The organism is Achromobacter animicus, from assembly GCF_040775605.1.
Taxonomy (GTDB): domain Bacteria; phylum Pseudomonadota; class Gammaproteobacteria; order Burkholderiales; family Burkholderiaceae_B; genus Achromobacter; species Achromobacter animicus.
The window spans coordinates 5,170,424-5,195,642 of the sequence record NZ_JAYGJK010000001.1 but is presented as its reverse complement, the minus strand read 5'-3'; the positions used below and the strand labels follow the sequence as shown (position 1 = coordinate 5,195,642).

Sequence of the window (25,219 nt, the reverse complement as noted above, 5' to 3'; positions counted from 1 at the left end):
CAGGAAACGGCAGCACTGCCGGCATCATGGCGCACAATGCGCCGCGCAGGTAGCCGGGGCGGGCGTCGTGGGCGTGGTGGGCGTCGTGGTAGGGGGCGGCGGCGCCGGTTCGTCCGTGTCGTCGTCGCCGCCGCAGGCGGCAAGCGAGAACACCAGCGAAAGCGCGCAGCAGGCCGCGAGGCCGCGTCTGGCAATGACCAGCAAGGGAGAAGTGGTTTGCATGAGTCCGTGTGCGTGGATGGGCGGACGGCCCGCGCTGGCCGTTGCGCCGTCACACAGGACGAGTGTCGGGCGGAAGCTGCGGGCCACGAATGCGCCCGGCAGTGTGTCCAGGCGACAGCCAATGAGTATTGGCACGCCGGATGTCGACGAATTGACAGGGGCCTGACGCGAAGCTGTCAGGCGCCACTTTTTTGAAACGCCATGCTAGATGCGTGTCCAGGTGAAATCGAATTCAACGCGGGACTTTCGCATGGGTTAAACGCGCGCGATGCGCGCTACTTCCAGAACGGTTTGCTGCGCGCGAGGTCGTCGAAGGCCTGCTGCGCTTCGACGACCAACTCTTCCAGGCGTGCGCTGATCCAGCCCAGCGCGAACCAGGCTTGCGGATGCGTTGCCGTACACGACTGGTAGTAGTCCTTTGCCATCGCCAGGTCGTTGATTTCACCCAGCACGTCCTGCACGCGGGACAGCAGCTTGCGATAGCCGCGCAGCTTGCTGGCGGGCAGCAGCGATTCAGCGAACGACAGGCCATAGCGCAGGCGCTTGCCGCGCTTGCGCAGATCGTGGCGGGCGGGGATGTCCAGGGCTGCGAAATGCGTGCCCTGGTCGGCCACCTTGTCGTGCCAGCGGTGCAGGCGGCGGGCGAGCAGCTTGTGCAGGTGCTGCGGCTCGGGTTCCGGCGTCAGCATCGGGATGATGGTGGGCTTGACGATGGGACCGGCCACACCGCCTTCCAGCCGGATGGCGGGCTCGGGCGCGGCGTCGCTGGGCGTGCCGTTGGCGATGGTCTGGCTGTCCGTGTCGGGTTGCACGGGCGGCACGTCGAGCGACCATTCCAGCAGCGTGAGCAACCATGCCTGGAAGGCCTGGCCGCCCGCGATGGTCTGCGCGTCTTCGTCGGGCGGCGCGGCTTCCATGGGGATCACGGGCATGCCGGCGCGCTGCAGCGCGGGGGCGACGGTCTCGTTCAGCACGTCCTGATCGCGGTTGGCGCCGAACGCCGCGAAGTGGGTGCGCACCCCCTGCAGCAGCGCGTCGGGCACCGGGGCGATCCAGCCGTCAAAGAGCTTCCAGGCCGACCGCAACCGGCGCACGCCGACGCGCAGTTGATGCACGTGTTCGGAGTTGCCGGCGCGGTAGACGCCTTCGGTGTCGACCTCGGCCAGCACCGCCGCATTGCGGCAGATCTGGTCCAGACATTCGGCCGCGATCGCGCCCATGGCCTGCGGCGGCGTCATGTCGTCGCGCAGCTTCACGGACGACGCACCGCGCGGGGCCCAGAACTGGGCGATGGCCTGCGCGCGGCGCGCTTCGTGGTCATCGCCGGCAGCGGCGTCGACCTCGGCCAGGCGATTCGCCAACTGGGCCAGCGCGTCGCCGCGTTCGGACTTGCTGCGGGGATCCAGGATCAGCGCATGACGCTGTTGCCAGCCGCGCGCCGCCGCGAAGATGGCGGCGGGACGGCCCGACACCAGTTCGAATTCCAGTTCAGAGATCGGCAGTTCCAGCGCGCCGGCGCGCAGGATGCCGGTGTCGTAGGCCAGCTCGACCGTGCCGAAGCGCGTGCGGATCTTGCGCAAGAGGCGCTGCACGTCGGTTTCGTAGCGCAGGCCGAGTTCGCCCTTGATGGCAGACAGCGGGCCCTCGACGTCGGTGCCGGCATAGACGGACAGGTCGAGCACGGGACCGGGCCGCGGGTGGTTCATCTCGATGCGCGTGATCGCATCGGCGCCCGGCATCTTCAGCGTCTGTACCCAATCGGAGCCTTCCTGCCGCAGCCGGATGGCGATGCGCGCCCGCGCAAGCTCGCGTTCCGGCGTGTCGAAATACATGGCATGCAAGCGAATGCGCGTGGCCTCGCGTTGCTTGACTTCACGCAGCACGGCCTGGCGTGAAGCCGTGGGCACGTGCAGTTTCAATTCCTGTTCCGACATGGCAGCGGGTGTCCAACGGCAAAAGCCAAGATGTTAATCAAGGCGGGGGTGCGTTTTGATGACCGTTCATATTTTGTTCACATTGAGCATAGACGTGATCGCGGCGCAAAAACAAGGCGGCCCCTCAAGGGCGAGGAGGCGCTTTTGCGTTGCTTGCGAACAGAAAGGAAAGTGCGGATGTCAGTCACCGGAACGCGCTCGCTCAAAGAAAACGCCGCCCCATGTGGGGCGGCGAAGGGAGCGCGAGTCAGGGGAAACCGACAGGCGTAAAGCGGTGCGGCGGCGCTACAGGATGCGTTTGCGCGCCTGGGTGATGATGACTTCGGCCAGCACGACAACTACGAAGATCGCGGCCAGCACCAGCGCGACGCGGTCCCACTGGAACAGGTTCAGCGCGGTATCCAGCGCCATGCCGATGCCGCCGGCGCCGACCAGTCCCAGCACCGCGGATTCGCGCACGTTGATGTCCCAGCGCAGCAGCACGATGGACCAGAACGCCGGGCGGATCTGCGGCCAGTAGGCGTACCAGATCACCGAGGCCTTGCTTGCGCCGGTGGCCGTGACGGCTTCGATGGGGCCGCGCTGGGCTTCCTCGATAGCTTCGCCAACCAGCTTGCCGACAAAGCCGATCGAGCGGAAGGCGATGGCCAGCGTGCCGGCCAGGGCGCCCGGTCCGAAGATGGCGATGAACAGCAGCGCCCACACCAGCGAGTTGACCGAACGGCTGGACACCAGGATCAGGCGGGCCAGCATGTTGATGGTCTTGCTGGGCGTGAGGTTGTTGGCCGCCAGCAGACCCACCGGCACCGCCATGAACACCGAAAGAATGGTGCCCAAGGTGGCGATGTGCAACGTTTCGATCAGGGCCGCGTGTACGCCATCCGGGTAGTAGGCCCAATCGATCGGCCACATCCGGCGGAAGAGGTCGGCCATCTGTTCCGGTGCGTCGTACAGGAACTCGGGGATGACCTCCACGCCGCGTATTGCTTGCACGACCGCCGCCACCAGCAGCAAGTACAGCGCAAAGCGCAGCAGGCGCTGGCCCATGCTGTAGCGCTGCCAGACACGCGGCTGGCCGGCGGGGTTCAAGGGGGAGACGTGGGCGTTCATTCTTCCACCTCCGCCTTGCGCGCGGCCGTCGGCTTGCTGTTGCCCAGACCGCGGGCGCCAGCGAAGCGGCTTTGCAGGATGCGGTCAAAGCCCAGGTTGTCCAGGAACACCGCCCGCACGAAGCCGGCCAGGATTTCACCCAGCATGATGATCGCGATCAGGGTCAGCAGGATGGCGCTGACGAAGTCGTAATCGAAGCGCTGGAAGGCCGAGAACAACGTGCCGCCCACGCCGCCCGCGCCCACGATCCCCACCATGGTGGAGTTGCGCAGGTTGGAGTCGAACTGATAGGTGGCAAAGCCGATGAAACGCGCGAACACCTGCGGCAGCACGCCGAACACGATGACGTTGGAGAACGACGCGCCGGTCGCGCGAACCGCTTCGACCTGCTTGAGCGAGATTTCCTCGATGGCTTCGGTGAAAAGCTTGCCGATGAAGCCGATGGACGCGACGGTCAGCGCCAGGATGCCGGCCAGCGCGCCAAAGCCCACGGCCTTGACGAACAGGATGGCGACGATGACCGGGTGCAGCGCGCGGCACAGCGCGACGATTGAACGCGCGGGCCACGAAATCCAGGCGGGCATCAGGTTGCGCGCGCCCAGGAGGCCCACGGGCAGGGCAAGGAAGATGCCCAGCATCGACGCCAGGACCGCGATTTCAAGACTTTCGGCGATGCCCTTCCACAAGGTGGCGGGCTTTTCGAAATTGGGCGGGAACATGCGCGCCAGGAACGTCGACGCATGGCCCATGCCGGCTTCGAAGCGCGACCAGCTGAAGTCCAGCTGCGCGGCGGCATAGATGGTGTAGAGCACCAGCAGCAGCACGCCTGCCTTGGCGCGCCCCGACATGGCGAAGGGGCGGATGCCGCCCCGGGGTTGCGTCATTCCAGCCAAGACTCGCCTCCGTAGATGGTCTTGAGCATGGTCGCGTCCAGGCCCTGGCCGTCGCCGTCATAGACCACGTGGCCGCCCGACATGCCGACGATGCGCGTGGCATAGCGGCGCGCCAGTTCGACGTCGTGGATGTTGACGATGACGGGAATGCCCGTGGCGCTGCCCTGCGCGGACAGCAGTTCCATGATCTCGACGGAGGTCTTGGGATCCAGCGACGACGTCGGCTCGTCGGCCAGCAGCACCTGCGGGCGCTGCATCAGCGCGCGGGCGATGCCCACGCGCTGGCGCTGGCCGCCCGACAGCGCATCGGCGCGCTGGTCGGCGAATCCGGCCAGGCCCACGGTGTCGAGCAGCTTGTAGGCGTGCTCGATGTCCTCGGGCTCGAAGCGGCGCATCCAGGCCTTCATGGCCGAGGTGTACCCCAGCCGGCCGGTCAGCAGGTTTTCCATCACGGTCAGGCGTTCGACCAGGTTGTATTCCTGGAACACCATGCCGATGCGGCGGCGCGCGCGGCGCAGCGACGCGCCGCGCACTTGCGCCAGGTCCACGGTGCCGTCCTGGGACTGCAGGATGATCTCGCCCTTGGTGGGTTCGATCAGCCGGTTGATGCAGCGCAGGAGCGTGCTTTTACCGGTGCCCGAAGGACCGATGATGGCGGTGAGCCCCTGACCGGCGATCTGCAGGTCAATGCCGTTCAGTACCGGCCGGCCGGCCCGGTATTCCTTGACCAGGCCGGAAATGCGTAGCGACGTCGTCATGCTGGATTACTTCTTGCTCTTTGCGGATTCGCGGTCATAGGCCGCGCGGTTGAAGCTTTCGCCACCGGATTCAGCGACCTGGCGGACGATGGCCCAGTCCTTCTCGTACGTCACCGGGTAGAAGCGGTCGGCGTTGTCGAAGGCCTTGGACATTTCCGGCGGGAAGCGGTAGTCGTAGAAGCACTTGAGCATCTGGTCGCGGAACTTCGGTTCCAGGTCATGCGCGTAGGCGAACGACGAGGTCGGGAATTTTTCGCTGGTGTAGATGATGCGGAAATCGGCTTCCTTGACCTGGCCGCGTTCGACCATGCGCTTGAAGACGTCCGATGCCACGGCGGCGGCGTCGTAGTCGCCGGAGTTCACGCCCATGACCGACTGGTCGTGCTTGCCGGAGAAGATGACCTTGTAGTCCTTGTCGGGCGTCAGGCCTTCCTTCGGGAACAGGGCGACGGGCGCCATGTGGCCGGAGTTCGACGAGGGCGCGGTGTGCGCCAGCTTCTTGCCCTTCAGGTCGGTCAGCTTCTGGTAGGGGCTGTCCTTCTTGACGATGACGATCAGGTTGTAGCCCTGGAAGCCGTCGGCGTAGCCCTTCACGGCAAACGGCACGGCGCCGGCGATGTTCACGGCAAAGGCGGTGGGCCCGGTCGAGAAGCCGCCGACGTGCAGGCGGCCCGAGCGCATGGCTTCGATTTCAGCCGCGTTGCTCTGCACCTGATAGAACACGACGCGCTTGCCCGTGCATTCGGACAGGTGCTTGGTGAAGGGCTTGAAGATGTCTTCGTACACGGCCGGATCTTCGACCGGCGTGTAGGTGAACACCAGCGTGGAAGGCGTCTTGAGCTTGGACGCGTCGGTGGGGGTGTCGGCCACCAGGTCCTTGTTCGAGTCGCAATACATCTGGTCGAGATCGCCGCGGTTCGAGCAGGTGTCGGCGGCCTGGGCGGCGGAAGCTCCAAAAGCGAATGCGGCCAGCGCGGCCGCCTGCATAAGACGCAAGGCTTGCATCGTGTGTCTCCTCGTGTAGGTATGAATTGAATCTTTGCTGAATTCAAACACACAACGGGGGACGGCACACTCGGGAAAGTCCCTGCCTTTCTTTTCGTCTTTTGTTCGTTTTGTTCGCTTTGTGTTCGTTATTGCGCGAAAACGCGCTCAGCCGCGAAAGCCCAGCTTGCGGGAGATTTCCTGGGCGCACGCGATGAGCGGACGCGCGATCGCGCCGTCCCATGACACGTCGAACAGACCGGTGGGACCCAGGCTGGTCAGCGCCAGCACGATGCTACCCGTGTTGTCGAACACCGGCACCGACAGCGCGTCCACGCCCGGCAGCGGATTGCCCAGCGCGCGGGCCATGCCGTGCACGCGGATGTCGGCCAGTTGCGCCTCGATGTTGGCGCGGGAGGCCTTGCGGGGCGGCGGCACGCTGGCGATGACGGCGGTGTCGCCTTCTTCGCGCGCGATGTAGTGCTCGCTGACCTTGGGCGGCAGCCACGCCGCAAACACCAGGCCGGTGGCGGTGTGCAGCATGGACATCACGGTGCCCTTGCGCATGTTCACGTGGACCGGATAGCTGGCTTCGGTCATGTGGATCATGGTGGGGCCGTGCGAACCCAGCACCGCGATGCCCAGCGTGTGGCCGATGTCGGACTGCAGCTTGGCGATTTCCGGCATGGCGACGCGCACCGGGTCCAGGCGCTGCAGGCTGACCAGCCCCATCTGCAGGGCGAACGGGCCCAACTCGTACTGGCCGGTGACGGCGTCCTGCTGCACCAGTCCGACGCGGATGAAGCTGACCAGGTAAGGGTGCGCCTTGGCGGACGTCATGCCCGCGCCGGCCGCCAGGTCGCGCAGCGTCAGGGGCTTGCCCGCGTCGACCAGCGCGGCCAGGAGCGGCACGCCGACCTCGATGGACTGGATGCTGCGGCGGCCGTCGTTGGCGGCGGGCGCCGCGGTCTTGGAAGTTGCCACGGTGTGCTGACCTTAAGCCGTTAGGCCGGCTGGACTTGGGAGGACTGACGGGCGGCAAGCAGCCGGTCGGCCATTTCGACGAAGCCGCCGCCGCCATGAAAGGCGGCGACAAAGGCGGGGCGGTGCGTCAGGCGGTGCAACTGGGCCTGGATGTTGGCCACGCCGACCGAGATCGGGAAATAGGCGAACATCGGCTCGTCGTTGGGCGAATCGCCGATGAACAGCGTGCTGTCCAGGGCGCCGGCCACGTCCATGCCGAACTCGCGCTGGAACATGGTGCGCGTCATGGTGAGCTTGTCGTAGTCGCCAAACCAGCCGTTGACGTGGATGGAGCTGACCTTGGCCTGCGCGCCGGCGTCCTGGAAGATCTGGACGATGCGGCTGATGGCGGCGTCGGGCAGGGCGGGTACGTCTTCGCAGAAATCGATGGCCAGGTCCGCCACGCGGTAGTCCTGGTCGCTGGCGACGGCGCTGCCCGGCACCTCGGCCAGTACGCGGTCGCGGATGGCGTCCAGCCGCTTGCGGCTTTCCTGGCGCGAGGCGGCGTCGGTCCAGTAATGCGTGGTCATGCGGCGGGCCTGGCGGTCGTAGGCGTAATAGAACGCGCCGTTCTCGCCGACCACGGCGCGCACCGGCCACATGCGGGCGATGTGGTCGCACCAGCCGGCCGGGCGGCCGGTGATCGGCACGACCTGGATGCCGGCCTGTTCCAGGCGTTCAAGTGCGGCGTACGCGTCGGCCGGCAGGCGGCCTTCGGTGGTCAGCGTGTCGTCGATGTCGGTCAAGACGACGCGGACGGCTGCCGCGACGTTCAAAGGCATGGCCGCAAGGGCTTGCATGAGGTTTTTCCTTCGTTTTTCTGGGGGATCTCCGGGCGAAAGTTTAACCGGATGCCCCTGTCCGGACGGGGCGGCAAGACGCCAATAGGGGTTCGGCCCGCGAGGGCGGTAAAATCCGGGCTTTCCCGCCTGGTTTACGTGTCACGCCATGTCCGTCCAGTTGTCCTCCTTGTCCGGCTCCGAGCCGGAATCCTTCGGCATCGCTTCGGTTGCCGAGATCATCGCCGAGCTGCGCGCCGGCCGCATCGTCATTCTGGTTGATGAAGAAGACCGCGAAAACGAGGGCGACCTCGTCATGGCCGCCGAATTCGTCACGCCCGAAGCCATCAACTTCATGGTTACCCACGGCCGCGGCCTGGTGTGCCTGACGCTGACCGAAGAACGCTGCCGCCAGCTTGAGCTGCCGATGATGGCCGCTCGCAACGGCACCCGTTACGGCACCAATTTCACGCAGTCCATCGAAGCCGCCGAAGGCGTCGAGACCGGCATTTCGGCCGCCGACCGCGCCCGCACCATCCAGGTGGCCGTGGCGCGCGACGCCAAGCCTGCTGATCTGGTCCAGCCCGGCCACATCTTCCCGGTGCGCGCCGTGCCCGGCGGCGTGCTGGTGCGCGCCGGCCACACCGAGGCCGGCTGCGACCTGACCGCCATGGCGGGCCTGACGCCCGCCGCCGTCATCTGCGAAATCCTCAAACCCGATGGCACGATGGCCCGCCTGCCGGACCTGGTGGAATTCGCCCGCCAGCATGACCTGAAGATCGGCACCATCGCCGACCTGATCCAGTACCGCAGCGAGCACGAGTCCATCGTCAAGCGCGTGGGCAAGCGCACCATGCAGACGGCCTGGGGCACGTTCGAGGCCGTGGCCTACGAAGACGCCGCCACCGGCTCCGCCCATTTGGCGTTGGTGCATGGTAATGTGACTCCCGACGCCGAGACGCTGGTGCGCGTGCACGAGCCCGCGTCCGTGCTGGATGTGCTGGATACCGGCGCCAGCCCGCATAGCTGGGGCGTGGCCCAGGCGCTCGAGGCCATCGCCGCCGCCCCGGCCGGCGTGCTGGTGCTGATGAACTGCCAGTCTTCCACGGAACATCTGTTTGGCCAGATTGCAGGTTGGAACGACCCGAAGGCGCAGGCCAATCCTGCGAACGCCGACCGCTTCGGTCTGCGCACCTACGGGATCGGCGCCCAGATTCTGCGCGACCTGAACGTGGGGCAAATGAGGCTCCTCGCCCGGCCGCGCAAGATGCCCAGCATGGCGGGCTTCTCGCTCACCATTACGGGTTACGATTGCGACCCGCAGAACACTCCCGCAACACACTGAAGGCCGACACATGAACCCTTACATCCTTACCCCCGACCTGAACGGCGAAGGGCTGCACATCGGCATCGTACGCGCCCGCTTCAATGAAGAAATCGGCCAGGCCGAACTCGAAGCGTGCCTGAAGGAACTGGCCGAACTGGGCGTGGACGAGCGCGACGTCATGGTCGCCACCGTGCCCGGCGCCCTGGAACTGGGCGTGGCCCTGTCCCACATGGCCGAAACGTTCGAGTTCGACGCCCTGATCGCGCTGGGCGCGGTCATCCGCGGCGAAACCTATCACTTTGAAGTGGTCAGCAATGAAATGGCCACGGCAATCACCCGTATCTCCCTCGAAACCGGCGTCCCCGTCGCGAACGGCGTGCTGACCGTCGACACCGACGAGCAGGCGCAGGCCCGCGCGGCCGGCAAGGGCCGCGACTGCGCCCAGGTGGCCGTCGAAATGGCCAATCTGGTGGCAGCACTGGAACCCGAGGAAGAAGACGAAGACGAAGACGACGAGGACGAAGATTTTGACGACGAAGAAGACGACGACCAGCGCTGATAGCGCGGCGCAGGCCCGCGCCAACGCGCGCAGCGCGCGCCGCCGTGCGCGCGAATTCGCGCTGCAGGGCGTGTACGCGTGGCTGCTGCGCGGCGGCGAAGGCACGCAGGACGCCGGCGAGATCGACGCCCATCTGCGCGACACCGAGGACTTCTCCGAGGCCGACGCGCAGTGGTTCAAGACCTTGCTGCACGGCGTGCTGCGCGAGGCGCCCACCCTGCGCGAACGCTTCACGCCCTACGTCGACCGCCCGCTGGCCGAGTTGTCGCCCGTTGAGCATGGCATCCTGCTGATCGGCAGCTTCGAACTGATCCATCACGTCGAAGTCCCGTACAAGGTCGCCATCAACGAGGCCGTGGAACTGGCCAAGTCGTTTGGCGGCACCGACGGCTTCAAGTTCGTCAACGGCGTGCTCGACAAGCTGGCCGCCGACGTTCGCGCGCACGAAGTCCAGGCCGCGGCGCAACAACGCCGATAGGGGGGGCGGAGTCCCCCCCGCAGCGCTTCGCGCTTCCAAGGAGGGCCCACCCCCGCAGCGCTTCGCGCTTCCCCCTCGGCGGGCCCCCCTCAAGGGGGCGCCGCTGCGGACCGGCGGAGCCCGGATCCGCGCGGCCCCGATCTGGGCCGCACGGCGGCCATGCAGACAATGGCGACCATCGGGCGCCGCATAGTGGAGGCGCGGTGGCGTCTGAATTTGATCTGATTGCGCGCTACTTCACGCGTGCCGCGCCGGTCGGTTTGCTGGGCGTTGGCGACGACTGCGCGTTGTTTCCTGTCCCTCCCGGTGAACAGGTGGCCACCAGCACGGATCTGCTGCTGGAAGGCCGGCATTTCTTTCCTGATGTTGATCCCAAAGCGCTGGGCCATAAGGCTCTGGCGGTGAATCTGTCTGATCTCGCCGCCATGGGCGCTCGTCCGATCGGCTGCGTGCTGGGTCTGGCGTTGCCCCATTTGCGTGAGCCGTGGCTGGCGGCGTTTGCCGAGGGCTTTCATGCGTTGGCGGCGGCCCATGGCTGCCCGCTGATTGGCGGCGACACCACGCGCAGCGCGCACGATCTGGCGATCAGCGTGACGGTGTTCGGCTCGGTGCCGGTCGGACAGGCGCTGCGTCGCGACGGGGCGCAGGCGGGCGACGACATCTGGGTGTCTGGGGAACTGGGCGCGGCCGACGTGGCCTACCGGCTTCTGGATGGGCAGTACCCGGCCGATGCCAGTCTCCTGGCCGCCACGCGCGCCGCGCTGGAGTGGCCCGAGCCGCAAGTGGCGCTGGGCCTTGCGCTGCGCGGCATCGCGAATGCAGCCATCGACCTGTCCGACGGGCTGGTGCAGGATTTGGGCCACATTCTGGCCGCCAGCCGCGCGGGTGCCTGCCTGCGGTTTGCGGACCTGCCGATGGCGCCCGCGCTGACCGGTCTGGATGCCGCGCCGCTGCGCCGAGCCCTGCTGGGCGGCGGCGATGTCTATCATCTGTGTTTCACCGCGCCGTCAGCCCGGCGCGAAGCCGTGCTGGCGGCCGCCGCGTCTGCCGGCGCCCGCGTGACCCGCGTGGGCGAGATCCTGCCGCAGCCCGGCGTGGCCGTCCTTGATGCGCAAGGGCAGCCGCTGGCGGACCTGCCCGCCGGCTTCGATCACTTTCCCGCGGACTGATCCGCGGCCTCCTGTCGTTCTGACCCAACTCCCATGTCTTCCACTGATAAGCACTCCACCTCCATGCGCGATCGCAGCCGGGCCGCGTACCCGGCCGTGTCCTGGGTCTGCCGTGATCCCGGCCGGCTGATCGCGTTCGGCTTTGGCAGCGGACTGATCCGACCTGCCTCCGGGACGTGGGGCACGCTGCTTGCTTGGGGCATCTGGGTGGCGGCGGCGCCTGCGGCGTCGGACCTGGCCATCGGCGTGTTCCTGGCCCTGGCATTTCTGTACGGATGCTGGGCCTGCCATCGCGTCGGCCGAGAACTCCAGCAGCCGGATCATGTCGGAATGGTCTGGGATGAGATGGTGGCGTTCTGGCTGGTGCTGTGGCTGACGCCGGCCGGTTGGTTGTCGCAGGCGCTGGCGTTCGTGCTGTTCCGCACGTTCGACATCGTCAAGCCGCCACCCATCAAGTTCTTCGACGCCCATATCAAGGGCGGCTTTGGAGTCATGTGGGACGATATCGTGGCTGCCGGCTACGCCTTGCTGGTGATGGCGCTGGTGGCCCGCACAGGAGTCTTGGGATGAACGATCAGCTTGAAGGCGCGCGGACCAATCTGTCGGCCGCGCAGTTGTCGGAAGCGACGATACTCGGCCTGTCCGAACGATTGGGCGACGTGCTGCGGCAGCAGGGGTGGATGCTGGGCACCGCCGAATCCTGCACCGGCGGCCTGTTGGCCGGCGCTATTACCGCGGTGGCCGGTTCCAGCGAATGGTTCGAGCGCGGCTTCGTCACTTACAGCAATGACGCCAAGGTTACCGAACTGGAGGTGTCGCCTGAAACGCTGCATCACTTTGGCGCGGTCAGCGAACCCATCGCGCTGGAAATGGCCAACGGCGTGCTGCTGGCCGTGCCCAATGCGCACGTCGCCATGTCGACCACCGGCATCGCCGGTCCGGGCGGCGCGACGCCGGGCAAACCGGTGGGCATGGTGTGCTTCGGCTTTGCCATGCGGGTGGGCGACGGCATCAGCAGCCGCGCGGTGACGCATGTGTTCCAGGGCGACCGGGGGCAGGTGCGCCAGGCGGCGGTGGAGTTCGCGCTGCGGGCGGTGCTGGAATTTGCCGGCGTGCCGATCAACCGGCGCTGAAATCCCGCGCCGGTTTTACCGGCGCAGAATCCTGGCGCTAAAAAGCCAGCGCAGAAATTTCCGGCGCTGAAATGAAAAAAGCCGCTGCACCGTGCGCTTACGCACCGTGCAGCGGCTTTTGCCGCTTCTGACGAATCAGCGGACCGCGTTGATCGCGTCGCGCAGGCCCTTGGCGGCTTCAGCGGAGGCCTCGCGCCAGTCGTCGCCGCCGCTGGCGTAGATGATGGCGCGCGACGAGTTGATCATCATGCCGTTGCGCGCCGCGTTGGCGCCGGCGTTCACCGTGGCGGTGATGTCACCGCCCTGTGCGCCGATGCCCGGCACCAGCAGGGGCAGGGCGTCGCCGATGCGCTGACGCACGGCGGCCAGTTCATTCGGGAACGTCGCACCCACCACCAGGCCGCATTGGCCGTTGGCATTCCATTTGTCGGCCACCAGCCCCGCCACGTGCAGGTACAGCGGCTCGCCATTGTCCATCTTCAGGAATTGCAGGTCCGAGCCGCCGGGATTGGACGTGCGGCACAGCACGATCACACCGCGATCGCGCCACGCCAGGTAGGGTTCCACCGAGTCCAGGCCCATGTACGGGCTGACGGTCAGCGCGTGCGCCTGGTATCGCTCGTAGGCTTCGCGGGCGTAGTTTTCCGCGGTGGAGCCGATGTCGCCGCGCTTGGCGTCCAGCACGATGGGCAGGTCGGGGTGCTTGTCGCGGATGTGCTGGCACAGCGCTTCGAGCTGATCTTCCGCGCGGTGCGCGGCAAAGTACGCGATCTGCGGCTTGAAGCTGCAGGCATACGGCGCGGTGGCGTCGACGATGTCGCGGCAGAACTGGAAGATGGCGTCCGGCTTGTCCTGCAATTCGCGCGGAAAGCGCTGCGGGTCGGGATCCAGCCCGACTTGCAGGAGCGAGTTGCTGGTGGTCCAGGCGTGTTCGAGTTTTTGCAGGAAATTCATGGGATTCAGTGCAGTTTGACCCGCGGGCGCGTACGCCGCATCAGCAGGCGGGCCAGGGCGAGGGAGACGGTACGCGAGGCGCCCAGCACCGCGCGGTGGTGCATCAGGTGCAGGCTCATGTACATCAGGCGCGCCAGTGTACCGCTTACGAACAGTCCCCGTCCGGCCAGCTTGCCCATCAGGCTGCCCACGCCGGCGTCCTGGCCCAGCGACACCAGCGACCCGTGATCCTGGTAGACGTAAGGCTCGGTGGGCTCGGGATTGTTGCGCAGCCGCGCCGTCAGTTTCTTGGCCAGGTAGTCGGCCTGCTGGTGCGCGGCCTGCGCGCGGGCCGGCACGGTGCGGCCGTCGCGCCACGGCGCCGCGCAGCAATCGCCCAGCGCCACGATGTGCGGGTCGGGCGTTTCGAGCCGCTCGTTGACTTCGATCTGCCCCAGCTTGTTCAGCGGCAGTCCCAGGTCGGCCAAGAGCGCCGGACCCTTGATGCCCGCGGCCCACATGCACAACTGCGCCGGAAATTCGCGGCCGTCGGCCGTGCGCACGGTGTTGTCCGTTACCTCGGACACACGGCAGGAGGTCTCGACGCGGATGCCCAGTTCGGTCAGGCGTTTGGTCGCCGCGACCGAAATCTTTTCGGGCAGCGCGGACAGGATGCGCGGCGCGCCTTCGACCAGCGTGATCGCCAGATCGCGATCCGCGCGGAAGTTCGGCAGGCCATAGGCGCTGACGACGTGGCTGGCTTCGGTCAGTTCCACCGCCAGTTCCACGCCGGTGGCGCCGCCGCCGACGATCACCAGGTCCAGGCGCGCGGACGGATTGCGCACCTTGGCCTGGTCCACCAGCGCCATGGCCTTGAGCATGGTCAGGCGGAATTGCTCGGCGTTTTCGGTCGTGTCCAGCGTGACCGCATGTTCAGCCGCGCCGGGCGTGTTGAAGAAGTTGGACGTGCTGCCCAGCGCCAGCACCAGCGTGTCGTACGCCAGTTCGCGGCGCGGCAGGACTTCCTGGCCTTGCGCGTCGTTGACGGCGTCCACCGTGATCAACCGGCGTTCGCGGTCGATGCTTTCAAGGCGGCCCTGGGTGAACGAGAAGCCGTCCAGGTGAGCCAGCATCAGGTACGAAAGGCCTTCCTGGTGGATGTCCAGCGTGCCCGCCGCCGCTTCATGCAGCGAAGGCTTCCAGATATGGAAGGGGCGGCTGTCGACCAGGGTGATGTGTTCGCGGCCGTGTGTACGGCCCAGTTTGGCGGCCAGTTCGAGGCCGCCTGCGCCACCGCCGACGATGACGATGCGCTTGGAGGGTGCTGACGTCGATTGAGGCATCATGGCTCCCAGTATAAATAGAGTCGCATCCCCGTCGCGGTGCGAACCCGTGTCAATGCATGACGAAACGGCTGATGGCCACCCCCACCCAGACCGTTCCGGCAAATATAAGCAGCAGCATCACCGCCGCACTGCCCAGGTCCTTGGCCCGCCCCAACAGGGGATGGCGTTCGACGGACAGCGCATCGGCAAGCGCTTCGATGGCGGAATTGAGCAGTTCCGCCGCCAGCACCATGACCACCACGCCCACCAGGAAGAACACTTCGACCGTGGTGCGGCCCAGAAAGAACGCCGCCGGAATCATCAGCACGGCCAGGGCCAGTTCCTGCCGGAAGGCCGCCTCGTATTTGACGGCCGCCTTCAGGCCCTGCCAGGAATAGCGCAGCGCATTGAGGATGCGGCGCGCGCCGCCGGTGCTCTTGAAGGGCGAGTGTTGCGGATCGTGGGTCATGGAATCGGAAGAAAGCCGTGGTGGCGGCTTTTTAACAGATAAGGGTTGCCCGCGTGGCACACCGCGTGCCTATGGGCAAACCCTAATTGTGACCCAACGGCAGCAGGCGCAGGATTCTGGTCAATTGGTAAGGCCACTTTACCGTTTCGTCCTGTCATCGAGCTGTCTTCCTCATGCCGATTCAGACCATCGAACCTCGCCGCCTGTATCGCCAGATCGCCGATCAGCTTCGCCTGCTGATCGAGGCCGGCGAGTTTCCGGCCGGTGCGCGGCTGCCGCCCGAGCGCGACCTGGCGCTGAAGCTGGGCGTGTCGCGGCCGTCGGTGCGCGAGGCGCTGATCGCGCTTGAGGTCGAAGGCTGGGTGGAAGTGCGCATGGGTTCGGGCGTGTACGTGCAAAGCCCGGGCGTCGCACCGCGCGCCAGCCTCACCGCCGAAAGCCCCCTTGAAACCATCCGCGCCCGCCGCACCATCGAAAGCGAACTGGCCGCGCAGGCCGCACTGAATCCGGTGCCCGCGCTGGTGGAGGGCCTGCGCGAAGCCGTCGACGCCATGGAAGACGAGGCACGGGCTGGTAGCGTGCCCATCCGCGGCGACCGGCTGTTTCACCTGCGCGTGGCCGAAATGGCCAACAACGCCGTGCTGGTGCGCGTCGTGGGCGAACTCTTCGACGAACGCCACAACCCGCTTTCCGTGAAGCTGGGCGATTACTTCGAGAATTCCGACAGCTGGGCCGTCGCCATCACCGAACACCGCCGCGTCATCGACGCCATTGCGGCCGGTGACGAACAGGGCGCGCGGGCCGCCATGCGTGACCATCTTTCCTGCTCGTACGACCGCCTGATGGCCAGCTGGCCCGGCGCGGCCGAAGCGTTGCGCGCTGAATAGCAATGGCTGCCGGCGCCCTTTATGGGCGCCGATGGCAGATCGCAGTCGCAGTACGAAGGTGCAGCTCCAGTAGGTGAACTCCATATGTAAAACATGACGCGTGGCCGTCGAGCCCGCCACCTCAAAGAGAGGAGACAACATGAAGCCGAGCAACGCTATCAAAGTGCTGTTTGCCGCCGTCGCGCTAGCCGTCAGCGGCTCTGCACTGGCGCAGACCAAACTGAAGTGGGCGCACGTGTACGAGACTTCCGAACCGTTCCATACCTCGTCGGTGTGGGCCGCCCAGGAAATCGAGAAGCGCACCAACGGCCGCTATCACATCGATGTCTATCCGGCCTCGCAACTGGGCAAGGAAAACGACATCAACCAGGGCCTGACGCTCGGCACGGTGGACATGATCATTTCCGGGTCCAGCTTCGCGGCCAAGAGTTTTCCGCGTATCGGCGTCACCTACTATCCCTACACGTTCCGCAGCCCCGAGCACCTGATCGCCTACACCAAGAGCGACATCTACAAAGAGCTCACGCGCGGCTACGACGAAAAGAGCGGCAACCACATCGTCGCGACCACGTATTACGGCACGCGCCAGACGACGTCCAACAAGCCGTTCACCAAGTGCAGCGAGATGAAGGGCCTGAAGATCCGCGTGCCGGACGTGGCCGCGTACCTGGCCATGCCGCGTGCCTGTGGCGCCAACACCGCGCCCATTGCGTTTGCCGAGGTTTACCTGGCCCTGCAGAACGGCACGGTCGAGGCGCAGGAAAATCCCCTGACCACGATCGAGGCCAAGAAGTTCTACGAGGTGCAGAAGAACATCATCCTCACGGGCCACATCGTCGATCACCTGAACACGGTCATCTCCGGCAAGCTCTGGAAGAGCCTGTCGGACGAGGACAAAAAGATCTTTGCGGAAGTCGCGCAGCAGGCCGCGGAAAAGGCGTCGGCCGAGGTGGCGGCGTCCGAGAAAAAGATGGTCGACGTGTTCAAGCAGCGTGGCCTGACGGTGGCCGAGGTCAATATCGACGACTTCCGCAATACCGTGCTGGAGAAGGTGCCGTTCAAGCAATACGGCTACGAGAAGTCGGACTGGGAAAAAATCCAGGCGGTGAAGTGAACCAAGGCGGGCGGGCCGTTGCCGCGGCCCGCTGCGCCTGAATGCAGCGCCTGAATGCATCGCCTGACCGCATCGCCTGACCGCATCGCTTCCGGCAATCGCCTGACGCGACAGCTTGACCGATCCCGCACGAGGGGAATTCCATGCACTCCAACGCGAAGGCCGCGCCGATGGCGGCCGTCAGCCATCCGCCGGAACAGCCGCGCGGCCCGCATCACGTCTCCTCGGTGGACGAGATCGTCCAGAGTTTCGAGGAAGCCGATCATCACGACGTCAGCCTGGCCGGCTACCAGCCGGAAGACTGGATCTGTCTGGCGATGTTCTGGGCGATGGCGCTTTTGGTCTTCCTGCAGTTCTTTTCGCGCTACGTGCTGAACGATTCGTACGCCTGGACCGAGGAGCTGGCGGTGTACTGCCTGATCGGCGTGGTGTTCCTGGGATCGGCGATGTGCGTGCGCGCGTGCCGCCACATCCAGGTGGACTTTCTTTACCGCTACCTGCCCAAGACCGCCGGCCGCGTGCTGTCCACGCTGATCGACATCCTGCGCACGGCCTTTTTCGGCTATGCGGTGTGGCTGACGTACCGCTACATCGTGCTGGTGGGCGACGAGCCCATGACCACGCTGTTCTGGAACAAGGCCTTCGTGTACTGGGTGGCGCTGGCCGGGTTCGCCATGATGTTCCTGCGATCGTTGCAGGTGTCTTGGCAGAACTGGCGGCAGGGCTATTCGATCCTGGAGAATCCCGCGGCCTATGAGTCGTTGGATTGAATTGCTGCACTGAATCGCTGGACAGAACCTCCCCCAATCCGCAGTGCCTTGCCAGGAGCGATACATGGGCACCCTGATAGGAAGCTTTCTGCTGTTGATGATCATGGGACTGCCGGTGGCGGTGTCCATGGCAGGCGCGTCCCTGCTGTTCATCCTGATCTCCGGCAGCGTGCCGGACGTCGTCATTGCCCAACGCATGATCGCGGGCGTCGAGTCGTTTCCGCTGCTGGCCGTGCCGTTCTTCATCCTGGCCGGCAACCTGATGAACATCGCCGGCATCACGGGCCGCATCTACAACTTCGCGGTGGCGCTGGTGGGCTGGATGCGTGGCGGGCTGGGGCAGGTGAACATCATCGGCTCGGTGGTGTTTGCGGGCATGTCGGGCACCGCCATCGCCGACGCTGCCGGCCTGGGCACCATCGAGATCAAGGCCATGAAGGACCACGGCTACCAGACCGAATTCGCGGTCGGGGTGACGGCCGCGTCGGCCACGCTGGGTCCCATCATTCCGCCGTCGCTGCCGTTCGTCATCTACGGCATGATGGCCAACGTGTCGATCGGGTCGCTGTTTCTGGCAGGCCTGATTCCCGGCCTGGTGCTGACCATCCTGATGATGCTCACCGTCGCCTACTACGCGCGCCGCAACAACTGGGGCGGCGACGTGGCGTTCAACTGGAAGCGGCTGGGCGGCGCGGGGCTGGAAGTGCTGATCGTGCTGGCGTTTCCGCTGTCGATCTGGCTGATGACGCTGGCGGGCGTGTCGCCCAACATCGCCACCGGCATCTCGTTCGCAGCCCTGCTGCTGCTGGACTGGAAGTTCAACTTCTCGGCGGTCATGGCGCTGATGGCGCCGGTGATTCTGATCGGCGGCATGACGCTGGGCTGGTTCACGCCCACGGAAGCCGCGGTGGCCGCCGTGATCTGGGCGCTGTTCCTGGGGCTGGTGCGCTATCGCTCCATGACGTTCAAGACGCTGGCCAAGGCTTCGTTCGACACCATCGAGACCACGGCGTCCGTTCTGTTCATCGTGACGGCGGCGTCGGTGTTTGCATGGCTGCTGACCACGACGCAGGCCGCGCAGGCGTTGACGGACGCGATCCTGAGCGTGACGCAGAACAAGTGGGTGTTCCTGCTGATGGCGAACATCCTGATCCTGATCGTCGGGTGCTTCATCGACACCATTGCGGCCATCACCATCCTGGTGCCGATCCTGCTGCCCATCGTGCTGAAACTGGGCATCGATCCGATCCACTTCGGGCTCATCATGACGCTGAACCTGATGATCGGCCTGCTGCATCCGCCCATGGGCATGGTGCTGTTCGTGCTGGCGCGGGTGGCCAAGCTGTCGGTCGAGCGCACCACGATGGCCATCCTGCCGTGGCTGGTGCCGCTGTTCGTGGCCCTGATCGCCATCACCTACGTCCCCCAGATCACCCTGTGGCTGCCCACCGCGATGGGCATGGCCGGCAAATAAGGAACCGCGAACATGTCAGGAAGACTGCAAGGCAAGACCGCCATCGTCACCGCCGCCGGGCAGGGTATTGGCCGCGCCGTGGCAATGGCCTACGCGAATGAGGGCGCCGACGTGCTGGCCGTGGACCTGAACGGGGCCGCGCTGGAAACCCTGTCCGGCTGCCGCACGCAGGTGCTGGACGTGACCGATGCGCGCGCGGTGCGCGCGCTGGCGCAGGACGCGGGGGCGGTCGATGTGCTGTTCAACGGCGCTGGCTTCGTGCACGCCGGCACCATTCTGGACTGCGACGAAGATGCCTGGGATTTTTCGTTCAACCTGAATGTGCGCTCGATGTATCTGCTGATCCGCGCCTGCCTGCCGGCGATGCTGGCGCGTGGCTCGGGGTCCATCGTCAACATGGCGTCGGTGGCCGGCAGCATCAAGGGCGCGCCCAACCGCTGCGCCTACGGCGCCACCAAGGCAGCCGTCATCGGCCTGACCAAGGCGGTCGCCGCCGACTACGTGGGCCAAGGCATCCGCTGCAACGCGATCTGCCCGGGCACGGTCGAGTCGCCGTCCTTGCGCCAACGCATCGACGCGCAGGCGCTGGCCAGCGGCCAGCCTGTCGCGGCGGTCGAGGCCGCCTTCACCGCGCGCCAGCCGATGGGCCGCATCGGCCGTGCCGAAGAGATCGCCGCGCTGGCGGTGTATCTTGCCAGCGACGAATCCGCCTTCACCACCGGCACCGCGCAAGTGATCGACGGCGGCTGGTCCAACTGACTTCTCTTTTTCCAGCAACAAGGAAACCGCTATGAAACTGATGCGATATGGCGCCAAGGGCGCAGAAAAGCCCGCGCTGATCGACGCCCAGGGCCAGGTCCGCGACCTGTCGTCCGTCATTGCCGACATCACCGCCCAGACGCTCGTGCCCGCCAAGCTGGCGGAACTGCGCGCGCTGGATCCGGCATCGCTGCCGCTGGTGTCGCAACCGGGCCGCGTGGCGCCGCCGTGGAGCGGCATGGGCAAGTTCATCTGCATCGGCCTGAACTACGCGGACCACGCCGCCGAGTCCGGACTGCCGGTGCCGGCTGAGCCCGTCATCTTCATGAAGACGACGTCGGCCGTGGTGGGCTGCAACGATGCGGTCGTGCTGCCGCAGGATTCGGTCAAGACCGACTGGGAGGTCGAGCTGGGCGTGGTGATCGGCGAGAAGGCCCGCTATGTCAGCGAGGCCGACGCCATGAAGCACGTGGCCGGCTACTGCGTGGTCAACGACGTGTCCGAGCGCGAATACCAGATCGAACGCGGCGGCACCTGGGACAAGGGCAAGGGCTGCGACACGTTCGGCCCCATCGGCCCGTGGTTGGCGACGGCCGATGAAATCCCGAATCCGCAGGACCTGGAGATGTGGCTGGAGGTCAACGGCAAGCGCTACCAGAACGGCAGTACCCGGACCATGGTGTTCGGCGTCGCGCAACTGGTGTCGTACGTCAGCCGCTTCATGACGCTGTATCCCGGAGACCTCATCAGCACCGGCACGCCGCCCGGCGTGGGTATGGGCCAGAAGCCCGCGCCCGTCTACCTGAAGGCGGGCGACGAGATGAAACTGGGCATCGCCGGCCTGGGTGAACAGCGCCAGCGCGTCCACGCCTGGGATCCCGCGCTGATCGACGGCTGATCCGCTTCGCCCTCTTGCCTTCCGGAGTCCTCATGTCGCAGACCGATACCGCAGTCATACGCATCCACCCGGCGGACAACGTGGTGATCGCCCGGCGCCAGCTAGTCAGCGGCACGCGGCTGGAAGGCGAGGGCGTGACGGTCGTGGGGCTGGTGCCGCCCGGCCACAAGATGGCGGTGCGCGCCATCGCGGCCGGCGAGCCGGTCCGCCGCTACAACCAGATCATCGGCGTGGCGCGGCAGGACATCGCGCCCGGCCAGCACGTCCACACGCAGAACCTGGAGTTCTCGGATTTCGAGCGTGACTACGCGGTCGGGCAGGATGCGCATCCGACGGACTTTGTGGACGCGCCGGCCATGTTTGACGGCATCGTGCGCGCGGACGGCCGCATCGCCACCCGCAACTACATCGGCATCCTGACCAGCGTGAACTGTTCGGCCACGGTGGCCCGCGCCATCGCCGACCACTTCCGCCGCGACATCCGGCCCGAGGCGTTGGCCGCCTGTCCGAACGTGGACGGCGTCGTGGCGCTGACGCACGGCGCGGGCTGTGCCACCGGCAGCGACGGCGAACCGCTGCGCGTGCTGCGGCGCACGCTGGGCGGCTATGCGCGGCATGCCAACTTTGGCGGGCTGATGGTCGTGGGGCTGGGCTGCGAGACCAACCAGATCGGCGGGCTGATGGAACAGGAACACCTGCGCGAAAGCGGCATGCTGCACACGTTCAACATCCAGGACACGGGCGGCACGCGCAAGACGGTGGCGCGCGGGATCGAACTGGTCGAACGCATGCTGGAACAGGCCAACCGTGTCGAGCGCCAGGCCGTGCCCGCCAGCCATTTGACCGTGGGCCTGCAATGCGGCGGGTCGGACGGCTATTCGGGCATCAGCGCCAACCCGGCGCTGGGTGCGGCGGTGGACCTGCTGGTGCGCCACGGCGGCACGGCGATCCTGTCCGAGACGCCCGAGATCTACGGTGGCGAACACCTGTTGACGCGCCGGGCGCAGACCCCCGCCGTGGCGGACAAGCTGCTGGCGCGCGTGCGCTGGTGGGAAGACTACTGCGCCCGCAATGACGCCGAGATGGACAACAACCCCTCGGCCGGCAACAAGGCGGGCGGCCTGACCACCATCCTGGAGAAATCGCTGGGCGCCATCGCCAAGAGCGGCACGACCAACCTCACTGACGTCTATGAATACGCCGAGCCCGTGCACACACGCGGGCTGGTCTTCATGGACACGCCGGGCTACGACCCGGTCTCCGCCACCGGTCAGGTGGCCGGGGGCGCCAACCTGATCTGCTTTACGACCGGCCGCGGGTCCGCCTATGGCTGCGCGCCCGCACCATCGCTCAAGCTGTCCACCAACACGGCGCTGTGGCAACGCCAGGCCGACGACATCGACATCAATTGCGGCGAAGTGGTCGACGGCGCGCAAAGCGTGGCGCAGATGGGCGAGCGAATTTTTCAGCTCATGCTGCAGACGGCGTCGGGCCGTCGCACCCGCAGCGAGACGCATGGCTACGGGCAAAACGAATTCGTTCCGTGGCAACTTGGCGCGGTGATGTAGCGAAGACGGCTCGGGGCGTGCTATACCCTGGCGTCGCCCCTTTTAGACATTGCGCACCCATGCTTGAACGTCTGAATTCCGAGTCATTGCCGCGTCTGCCCGCCGACGTGGAAAAGCCCAGCTACGACCGCAGCCGGCTGACGCCGGGCATCGTCCATCTGGGACTGGGCGCCTTTCACCGGGCGCATCAGGCGGTGGTCACGGACCAGGCCATGCAGGCCAGCGGCGACCTGAGCTGGGGCATCCTGGGCGTGTCCCTGCGCCATTCCGCCACGCGCGATGCGCTGACGCCGCAGGACGGCCTGTATACCCTTGCCGTGCGCGACGCCGGCCCGGACGGGCAGGACCGGGAACACCTGCGCATTGTGGGGTCCGTGCTGCGCGTGATGGTGGCCGACGAAGACCCCAACGCGGTCCTCGAACGCATCGCTTACCCGCAGACCCGCATCGTCAGCCTGACCGTGACGGAAAAGGGCTACAGCCACGAACCCGCCACCGGCCACCTGCGCTGGGACGATCCCGACATCCTGCACGACCTGGAAGACCCCATCCGGCCCCGCAGCACCATCGGCATTCTGGTGCACGGCTTGGCCTTGCGCCGCGAACGCGGCCTGCCGCCGATAACGCTGATGTCATGCGACAACCTGCGCGGCAACGGCGATACGCTGCGCAGCCTGGTGCTGGCGTTTGCGCTGCGGGTGGACGTGACGCTGGCCGACTGGATCGACCGCAATTGCACGTTCCCGAATTCCATGGTCGACCGCATCGTGCCGGCCACCGAAGACCAGGACCGCCAGCGGATCGCCGGCCGCCTGGGCGTCGAGGACGCCTGGCCCGTGCTGGGCGAGCCCTACCTGAACTGGGTCATCGAAGACAAGTTCGCCGCCGGCCGTCCGGCGTGGGACGCCCAGGGCGGCGCGACCTTCGTGAGCAACGCGGCGCCCTATGAACGGCTGAAGCTGCGCATGGTCAGCGGGCCGCATTCGGCGCTGGCCTACCTGGGCGCGACGTTGGGCCTGCACACCATGGCCGACGCCGCCAACACCCCGGCGCTGCGCGCGTTCATCGAGGCCATGATGCGCGAGGAGATCGCGCCCACCCTGCGCGGCATTCCCGATGCGGGGCTGGTCGAGTACCGTCTGCGCTTCCTGAACCGGATTTCCAATCCGGCGCTGCCGCATCCGCTGGCGCAGATCGTCATGGACGGATCGCAAAAGCTGCCCCAACGCCTGCTGGACACGATCCGCGACCGACTGCGCGCCGGCCACGGCATCGATCGCCTGTGCCTGGCGGTGGCCGCGTGGCTGAACTACCTGCGCGGCGAAGACGAGCAGGGCGGCGTTTACGCCATTCAGGATCCGATCGCGGCACGGCTGGACCGCCTGCTGTCGCGCGCCGAGGTGGCCGCGCACGCCGCCAAGCCGTCGCAGGCGGCGCAGCGGCGCGCGACGGTGCTGGCGCGCTTCAAACCCGTGTTCGGCGACCTGGGCGATTCGGCCGTGTTCGTTGAGTGCCTGACCAAGCATCTTGAAGCGCTGCGCGAACACGGCGTCCTCCACGCCGTGAAGGCAGCCACTTAGGAGACCCGCATGGACGCCGACAGCCGCGTGACCGCCGATGATTGGGAACGCTGGGCCGAGGCGTGCCTGCTGGCGCAGGACTTTTCCGCCGACGACGCACGGTGCCTGGCGCACAGTCTGGCGCAGACCAGTCTGTGGGGCATCGATTCGCATGGCATCGCGCGGCTGCCGCATTACCTGAATCGCGTGGCGCACGGCTCGATCCTGGCGCGGCCCGACGTCCGCATCGAACGCACCGGGCCGGGCACGGCGCAGGTGCATGGCGGCCGGGGGCAGGGCATCGTGGTGGCGCATCGGGCCAATGCGTTGGCCATCGAGATGGTTCGTGAGACCGGCGTGGCGGCGGTCGGCGTCAGCGATTCCTCGCACTGCGGGGCGATCGGGCTGTACAGCCGTGCGGCGGCCCGGCAGGGCTTGATCGGCATTGCCTTCACGCACTCGGATTCCATCGCCGCGCCCTATGGCGGGCGTGCAGCCTTCTTCGGCACCAATCCCATCTCGCTGGCCTTTCCGCGCGCGGACGGCGCGCCGCTATGCCTGGACATGGCCACGACCGCCATTCCGTGGAACCGCGTCATGAATGCCCGGCGCGACGGTGTCGCGTTGCCGGCGGGTGTGGCGCTGGACGAGAACGGCGCGGACTGCACCGACGCGCAGGCCGCACGCGCGCTGCGACCGCTGGGCGGCGAGGAGTACGGCTACAAGGGCTATGGCCTTGCGATGATGGTCGAGCTGCTGTGCGGACCGCTCAACGGCAATCCGTTCGGCCCGCACATCTCGTCGATGTACGAGGCGCTGGACCAGCCGCGCGAACTGGGCGCGTTCTTCATCGTCATTGATCCGGCGCGCTTTGCCGGGGGCGCGGCGCTGGCCGCGGTGGTGGCGGGGATGGCGGTCGAGCTGTCGAAGGCGCCCGGCGCGCCCCGCATGCCCGGTGATCCGGAGGCCGAGCATGAGCGGCAACGGCAACAGCTAGGTCTGCCCGTGCCGCCCGCGCTGTGGGACGAGATGCAGGCCTGGAGCAGCCGACTGGGCGTCGCGCTGCCGGCGACGCGCCAGGCGTAGTGGCGTAA

At 66.7% G+C, this 25,219-nt stretch carries 26 protein-coding genes; 15 read left to right on the top strand and 11 right to left on the bottom strand.

Translation table 11 applies throughout. The features are described from left to right. Positions 1-24 precede the first annotated feature (24 nt). From AB3147_RS23810 to AB3147_RS23775, 8 genes are all read right to left on the bottom strand, one after another. Positions 25-222, bottom strand: a complete 198-nt coding sequence (locus tag AB3147_RS23810) for a hypothetical protein (RefSeq protein WP_367353148.1) — start codon at positions 220-222, stop codon at positions 25-27. A gap of 275 nt (positions 223-497) precedes the next feature. Further along, positions 498-2,156, bottom strand: a complete 1,659-nt coding sequence (locus AB3147_RS23805) for a CYTH and CHAD domain-containing protein (protein ID WP_367353147.1) — start codon at positions 2,154-2,156, stop codon at positions 498-500. A 285-nt stretch (positions 2,157-2,441) separates the two neighbouring features. Next, entirely contained in the window at positions 2,442-3,266 is an 825-nt protein-coding gene (gene phnE / locus AB3147_RS23800) for a phosphonate ABC transporter, permease protein PhnE (RefSeq protein ID WP_175122559.1), read from the bottom strand. Continuing rightward, positions 3,263-4,150, bottom strand: a complete 888-nt coding sequence (gene phnE, locus AB3147_RS23795; protein ID WP_367353146.1) for a phosphonate ABC transporter, permease protein PhnE — start codon at positions 4,148-4,150, stop codon at positions 3,263-3,265. Before phnE (AB3147_RS23795) ends, phnE (AB3147_RS23800) begins: the two co-directional genes overlap by 4 nt. Continuing rightward, positions 4,147-4,917, bottom strand: coding sequence for a phosphonate ABC transporter ATP-binding protein (gene phnC, locus AB3147_RS23790; RefSeq protein ID WP_291378064.1), 771 nt, complete (start codon positions 4,915-4,917; stop codon positions 4,147-4,149). Before phnC ends, phnE (AB3147_RS23795) begins: the two co-directional genes overlap by 4 nt. 6 nt (positions 4,918-4,923) lie before the next feature. Next, positions 4,924-5,922 (bottom strand): phosphate/phosphite/phosphonate ABC transporter substrate-binding protein, encoded by a 999-nt coding sequence (gene phnD, locus AB3147_RS23785; protein WP_056558855.1) that lies wholly within the window; start codon positions 5,920-5,922, stop codon positions 4,924-4,926. A 147-nt stretch (positions 5,923-6,069) separates the two neighbouring features. Further along, entirely contained in the window at positions 6,070-6,885 is an 816-nt protein-coding gene (locus tag AB3147_RS23780) for an IclR family transcriptional regulator (protein WP_105240545.1), read from the bottom strand. Positions 6,886-6,905: 20 nt separating this feature from the next. Beyond that, the gene (locus AB3147_RS23775) at positions 6,906-7,724 is read right to left on the bottom strand and encodes an HAD-IIB family hydrolase (protein WP_175122562.1); all 819 of its coding nucleotides are present in this window, start codon (positions 7,722-7,724) and stop codon (positions 6,906-6,908) included. A gap of 148 nt (positions 7,725-7,872) precedes the next feature. On the opposite strand from AB3147_RS23775, the gene ribBA reads away from it, so the two are divergent. From ribBA to AB3147_RS23745, 6 genes are all read left to right on the top strand, one after another. Continuing rightward, a complete protein-coding gene (gene ribBA / locus AB3147_RS23770; protein ID WP_175137536.1) occupies positions 7,873-9,048 on the top strand; it encodes a bifunctional 3,4-dihydroxy-2-butanone-4-phosphate synthase/GTP cyclohydrolase II in 1,176 nt (391 codons plus the stop codon). A 10-nt stretch (positions 9,049-9,058) separates the two neighbouring features. Continuing rightward, positions 9,059-9,589 carry a 6,7-dimethyl-8-ribityllumazine synthase gene (gene ribH / locus AB3147_RS23765; protein ID WP_175122564.1) on the top strand — a complete coding sequence of 177 codons (531 nt, stop codon included), beginning with the start codon at positions 9,059-9,061 and terminating at the stop codon, positions 9,587-9,589. Then, entirely contained in the window at positions 9,558-10,067 is a 510-nt protein-coding gene (gene nusB, locus AB3147_RS23760; protein ID WP_175122565.1) for a transcription antitermination factor NusB, read from the top strand. Before ribH ends, nusB begins: the two co-directional genes overlap by 32 nt. Before the next feature lie 203 nt (positions 10,068-10,270). Beyond that, on the top strand, positions 10,271-11,236 hold the full coding sequence (gene thiL / locus AB3147_RS23755) for a thiamine-phosphate kinase (protein ID WP_367353145.1): 966 nt from the start codon (positions 10,271-10,273) through the stop codon (positions 11,234-11,236). A 63-nt stretch (positions 11,237-11,299) separates the two neighbouring features. After that, positions 11,300-11,806 carry a phosphatidylglycerophosphatase A family protein gene (locus AB3147_RS23750; RefSeq protein ID WP_056558833.1) on the top strand — a complete coding sequence of 169 codons (507 nt, stop codon included), beginning with the start codon at positions 11,300-11,302 and terminating at the stop codon, positions 11,804-11,806. Continuing rightward, positions 11,803-12,369 (top strand): CinA family protein, encoded by a 567-nt coding sequence (locus tag AB3147_RS23745; protein ID WP_175137538.1) that lies wholly within the window; start codon positions 11,803-11,805, stop codon positions 12,367-12,369. Before AB3147_RS23750 ends, AB3147_RS23745 begins: the two co-directional genes overlap by 4 nt. Positions 12,370-12,504: 135 nt before the next feature. Here AB3147_RS23745 and pyrF read toward each other — a convergent pair whose 3' ends face one another. Genes pyrF through AB3147_RS23730 form a run of 3 tightly spaced genes read right to left on the bottom strand, consistent with a single transcriptional unit; the run spans position 12,505 to position 15,096 of the window. Then, a complete protein-coding gene (gene pyrF, locus AB3147_RS23740; RefSeq protein ID WP_175122568.1) occupies positions 12,505-13,323 on the bottom strand; it encodes an orotidine-5'-phosphate decarboxylase in 819 nt (272 codons plus the stop codon). A 5-nt stretch (positions 13,324-13,328) separates the two neighbouring features. Then, positions 13,329-14,648, bottom strand: a complete 1,320-nt coding sequence (locus AB3147_RS23735) for an NAD(P)/FAD-dependent oxidoreductase (protein WP_175137539.1) — start codon at positions 14,646-14,648, stop codon at positions 13,329-13,331. 49 nt (positions 14,649-14,697) lie between these two features. Continuing rightward, a complete protein-coding gene (locus AB3147_RS23730) occupies positions 14,698-15,096 on the bottom strand; it encodes a diacylglycerol kinase (RefSeq protein WP_056325453.1) in 399 nt (132 codons plus the stop codon). 173 nt (positions 15,097-15,269) lie between these two features. Here AB3147_RS23730 and AB3147_RS23725 point away from each other — a divergent pair, with 173 nt between their 5' ends. The 9 genes from AB3147_RS23725 (at position 15,270) to AB3147_RS23685 (ending at position 25,211) form a co-directional block, all read left to right on the top strand. After that, positions 15,270-15,983: a FadR/GntR family transcriptional regulator gene (locus AB3147_RS23725; RefSeq protein ID WP_175122570.1), complete on the top strand. Its 714-nt coding sequence runs from the start codon at positions 15,270-15,272 to the stop codon at positions 15,981-15,983. 139 nt (positions 15,984-16,122) lie between these two features. Beyond that, positions 16,123-17,097, top strand: a complete 975-nt coding sequence (locus AB3147_RS23720) for a sialic acid TRAP transporter substrate-binding protein SiaP (protein WP_175122571.1) — start codon at positions 16,123-16,125, stop codon at positions 17,095-17,097. 143 nt (positions 17,098-17,240) lie between these two features. After that, positions 17,241-17,867, top strand: coding sequence for a TRAP transporter small permease (locus AB3147_RS23715; RefSeq protein WP_367353144.1), 627 nt, complete (start codon positions 17,241-17,243; stop codon positions 17,865-17,867). 64 nt (positions 17,868-17,931) lie between these two features. Continuing rightward, the gene (locus tag AB3147_RS23710) at positions 17,932-19,341 is read left to right on the top strand and encodes a TRAP transporter large permease (protein ID WP_175122573.1); all 1,410 of its coding nucleotides are present in this window, start codon (positions 17,932-17,934) and stop codon (positions 19,339-19,341) included. Between the two features lie 12 nt (positions 19,342-19,353). Beyond that, entirely contained in the window at positions 19,354-20,100 is a 747-nt protein-coding gene (locus AB3147_RS23705; protein WP_175122574.1) for an SDR family oxidoreductase, read from the top strand. Between the two features lie 31 nt (positions 20,101-20,131). Beyond that, positions 20,132-20,998: a fumarylacetoacetate hydrolase family protein gene (locus AB3147_RS23700; RefSeq protein WP_218342910.1), complete on the top strand. Its 867-nt coding sequence runs from the start codon at positions 20,132-20,134 to the stop codon at positions 20,996-20,998. A 32-nt stretch (positions 20,999-21,030) separates the two neighbouring features. Beyond that, a complete protein-coding gene (locus AB3147_RS23695; protein ID WP_367353143.1) occupies positions 21,031-22,566 on the top strand; it encodes a UxaA family hydrolase in 1,536 nt (511 codons plus the stop codon). A gap of 59 nt (positions 22,567-22,625) precedes the next feature. After that, entirely contained in the window at positions 22,626-24,146 is a 1,521-nt protein-coding gene (locus AB3147_RS23690; protein WP_367353142.1) for a mannitol dehydrogenase family protein, read from the top strand. A 9-nt stretch (positions 24,147-24,155) separates the two neighbouring features. Continuing rightward, positions 24,156-25,211 carry an Ldh family oxidoreductase gene (locus AB3147_RS23685; RefSeq protein ID WP_367353141.1) on the top strand — a complete coding sequence of 352 codons (1,056 nt, stop codon included), beginning with the start codon at positions 24,156-24,158 and terminating at the stop codon, positions 25,209-25,211. The last annotated feature ends 8 nt before the right edge of the window (positions 25,212-25,219 follow it).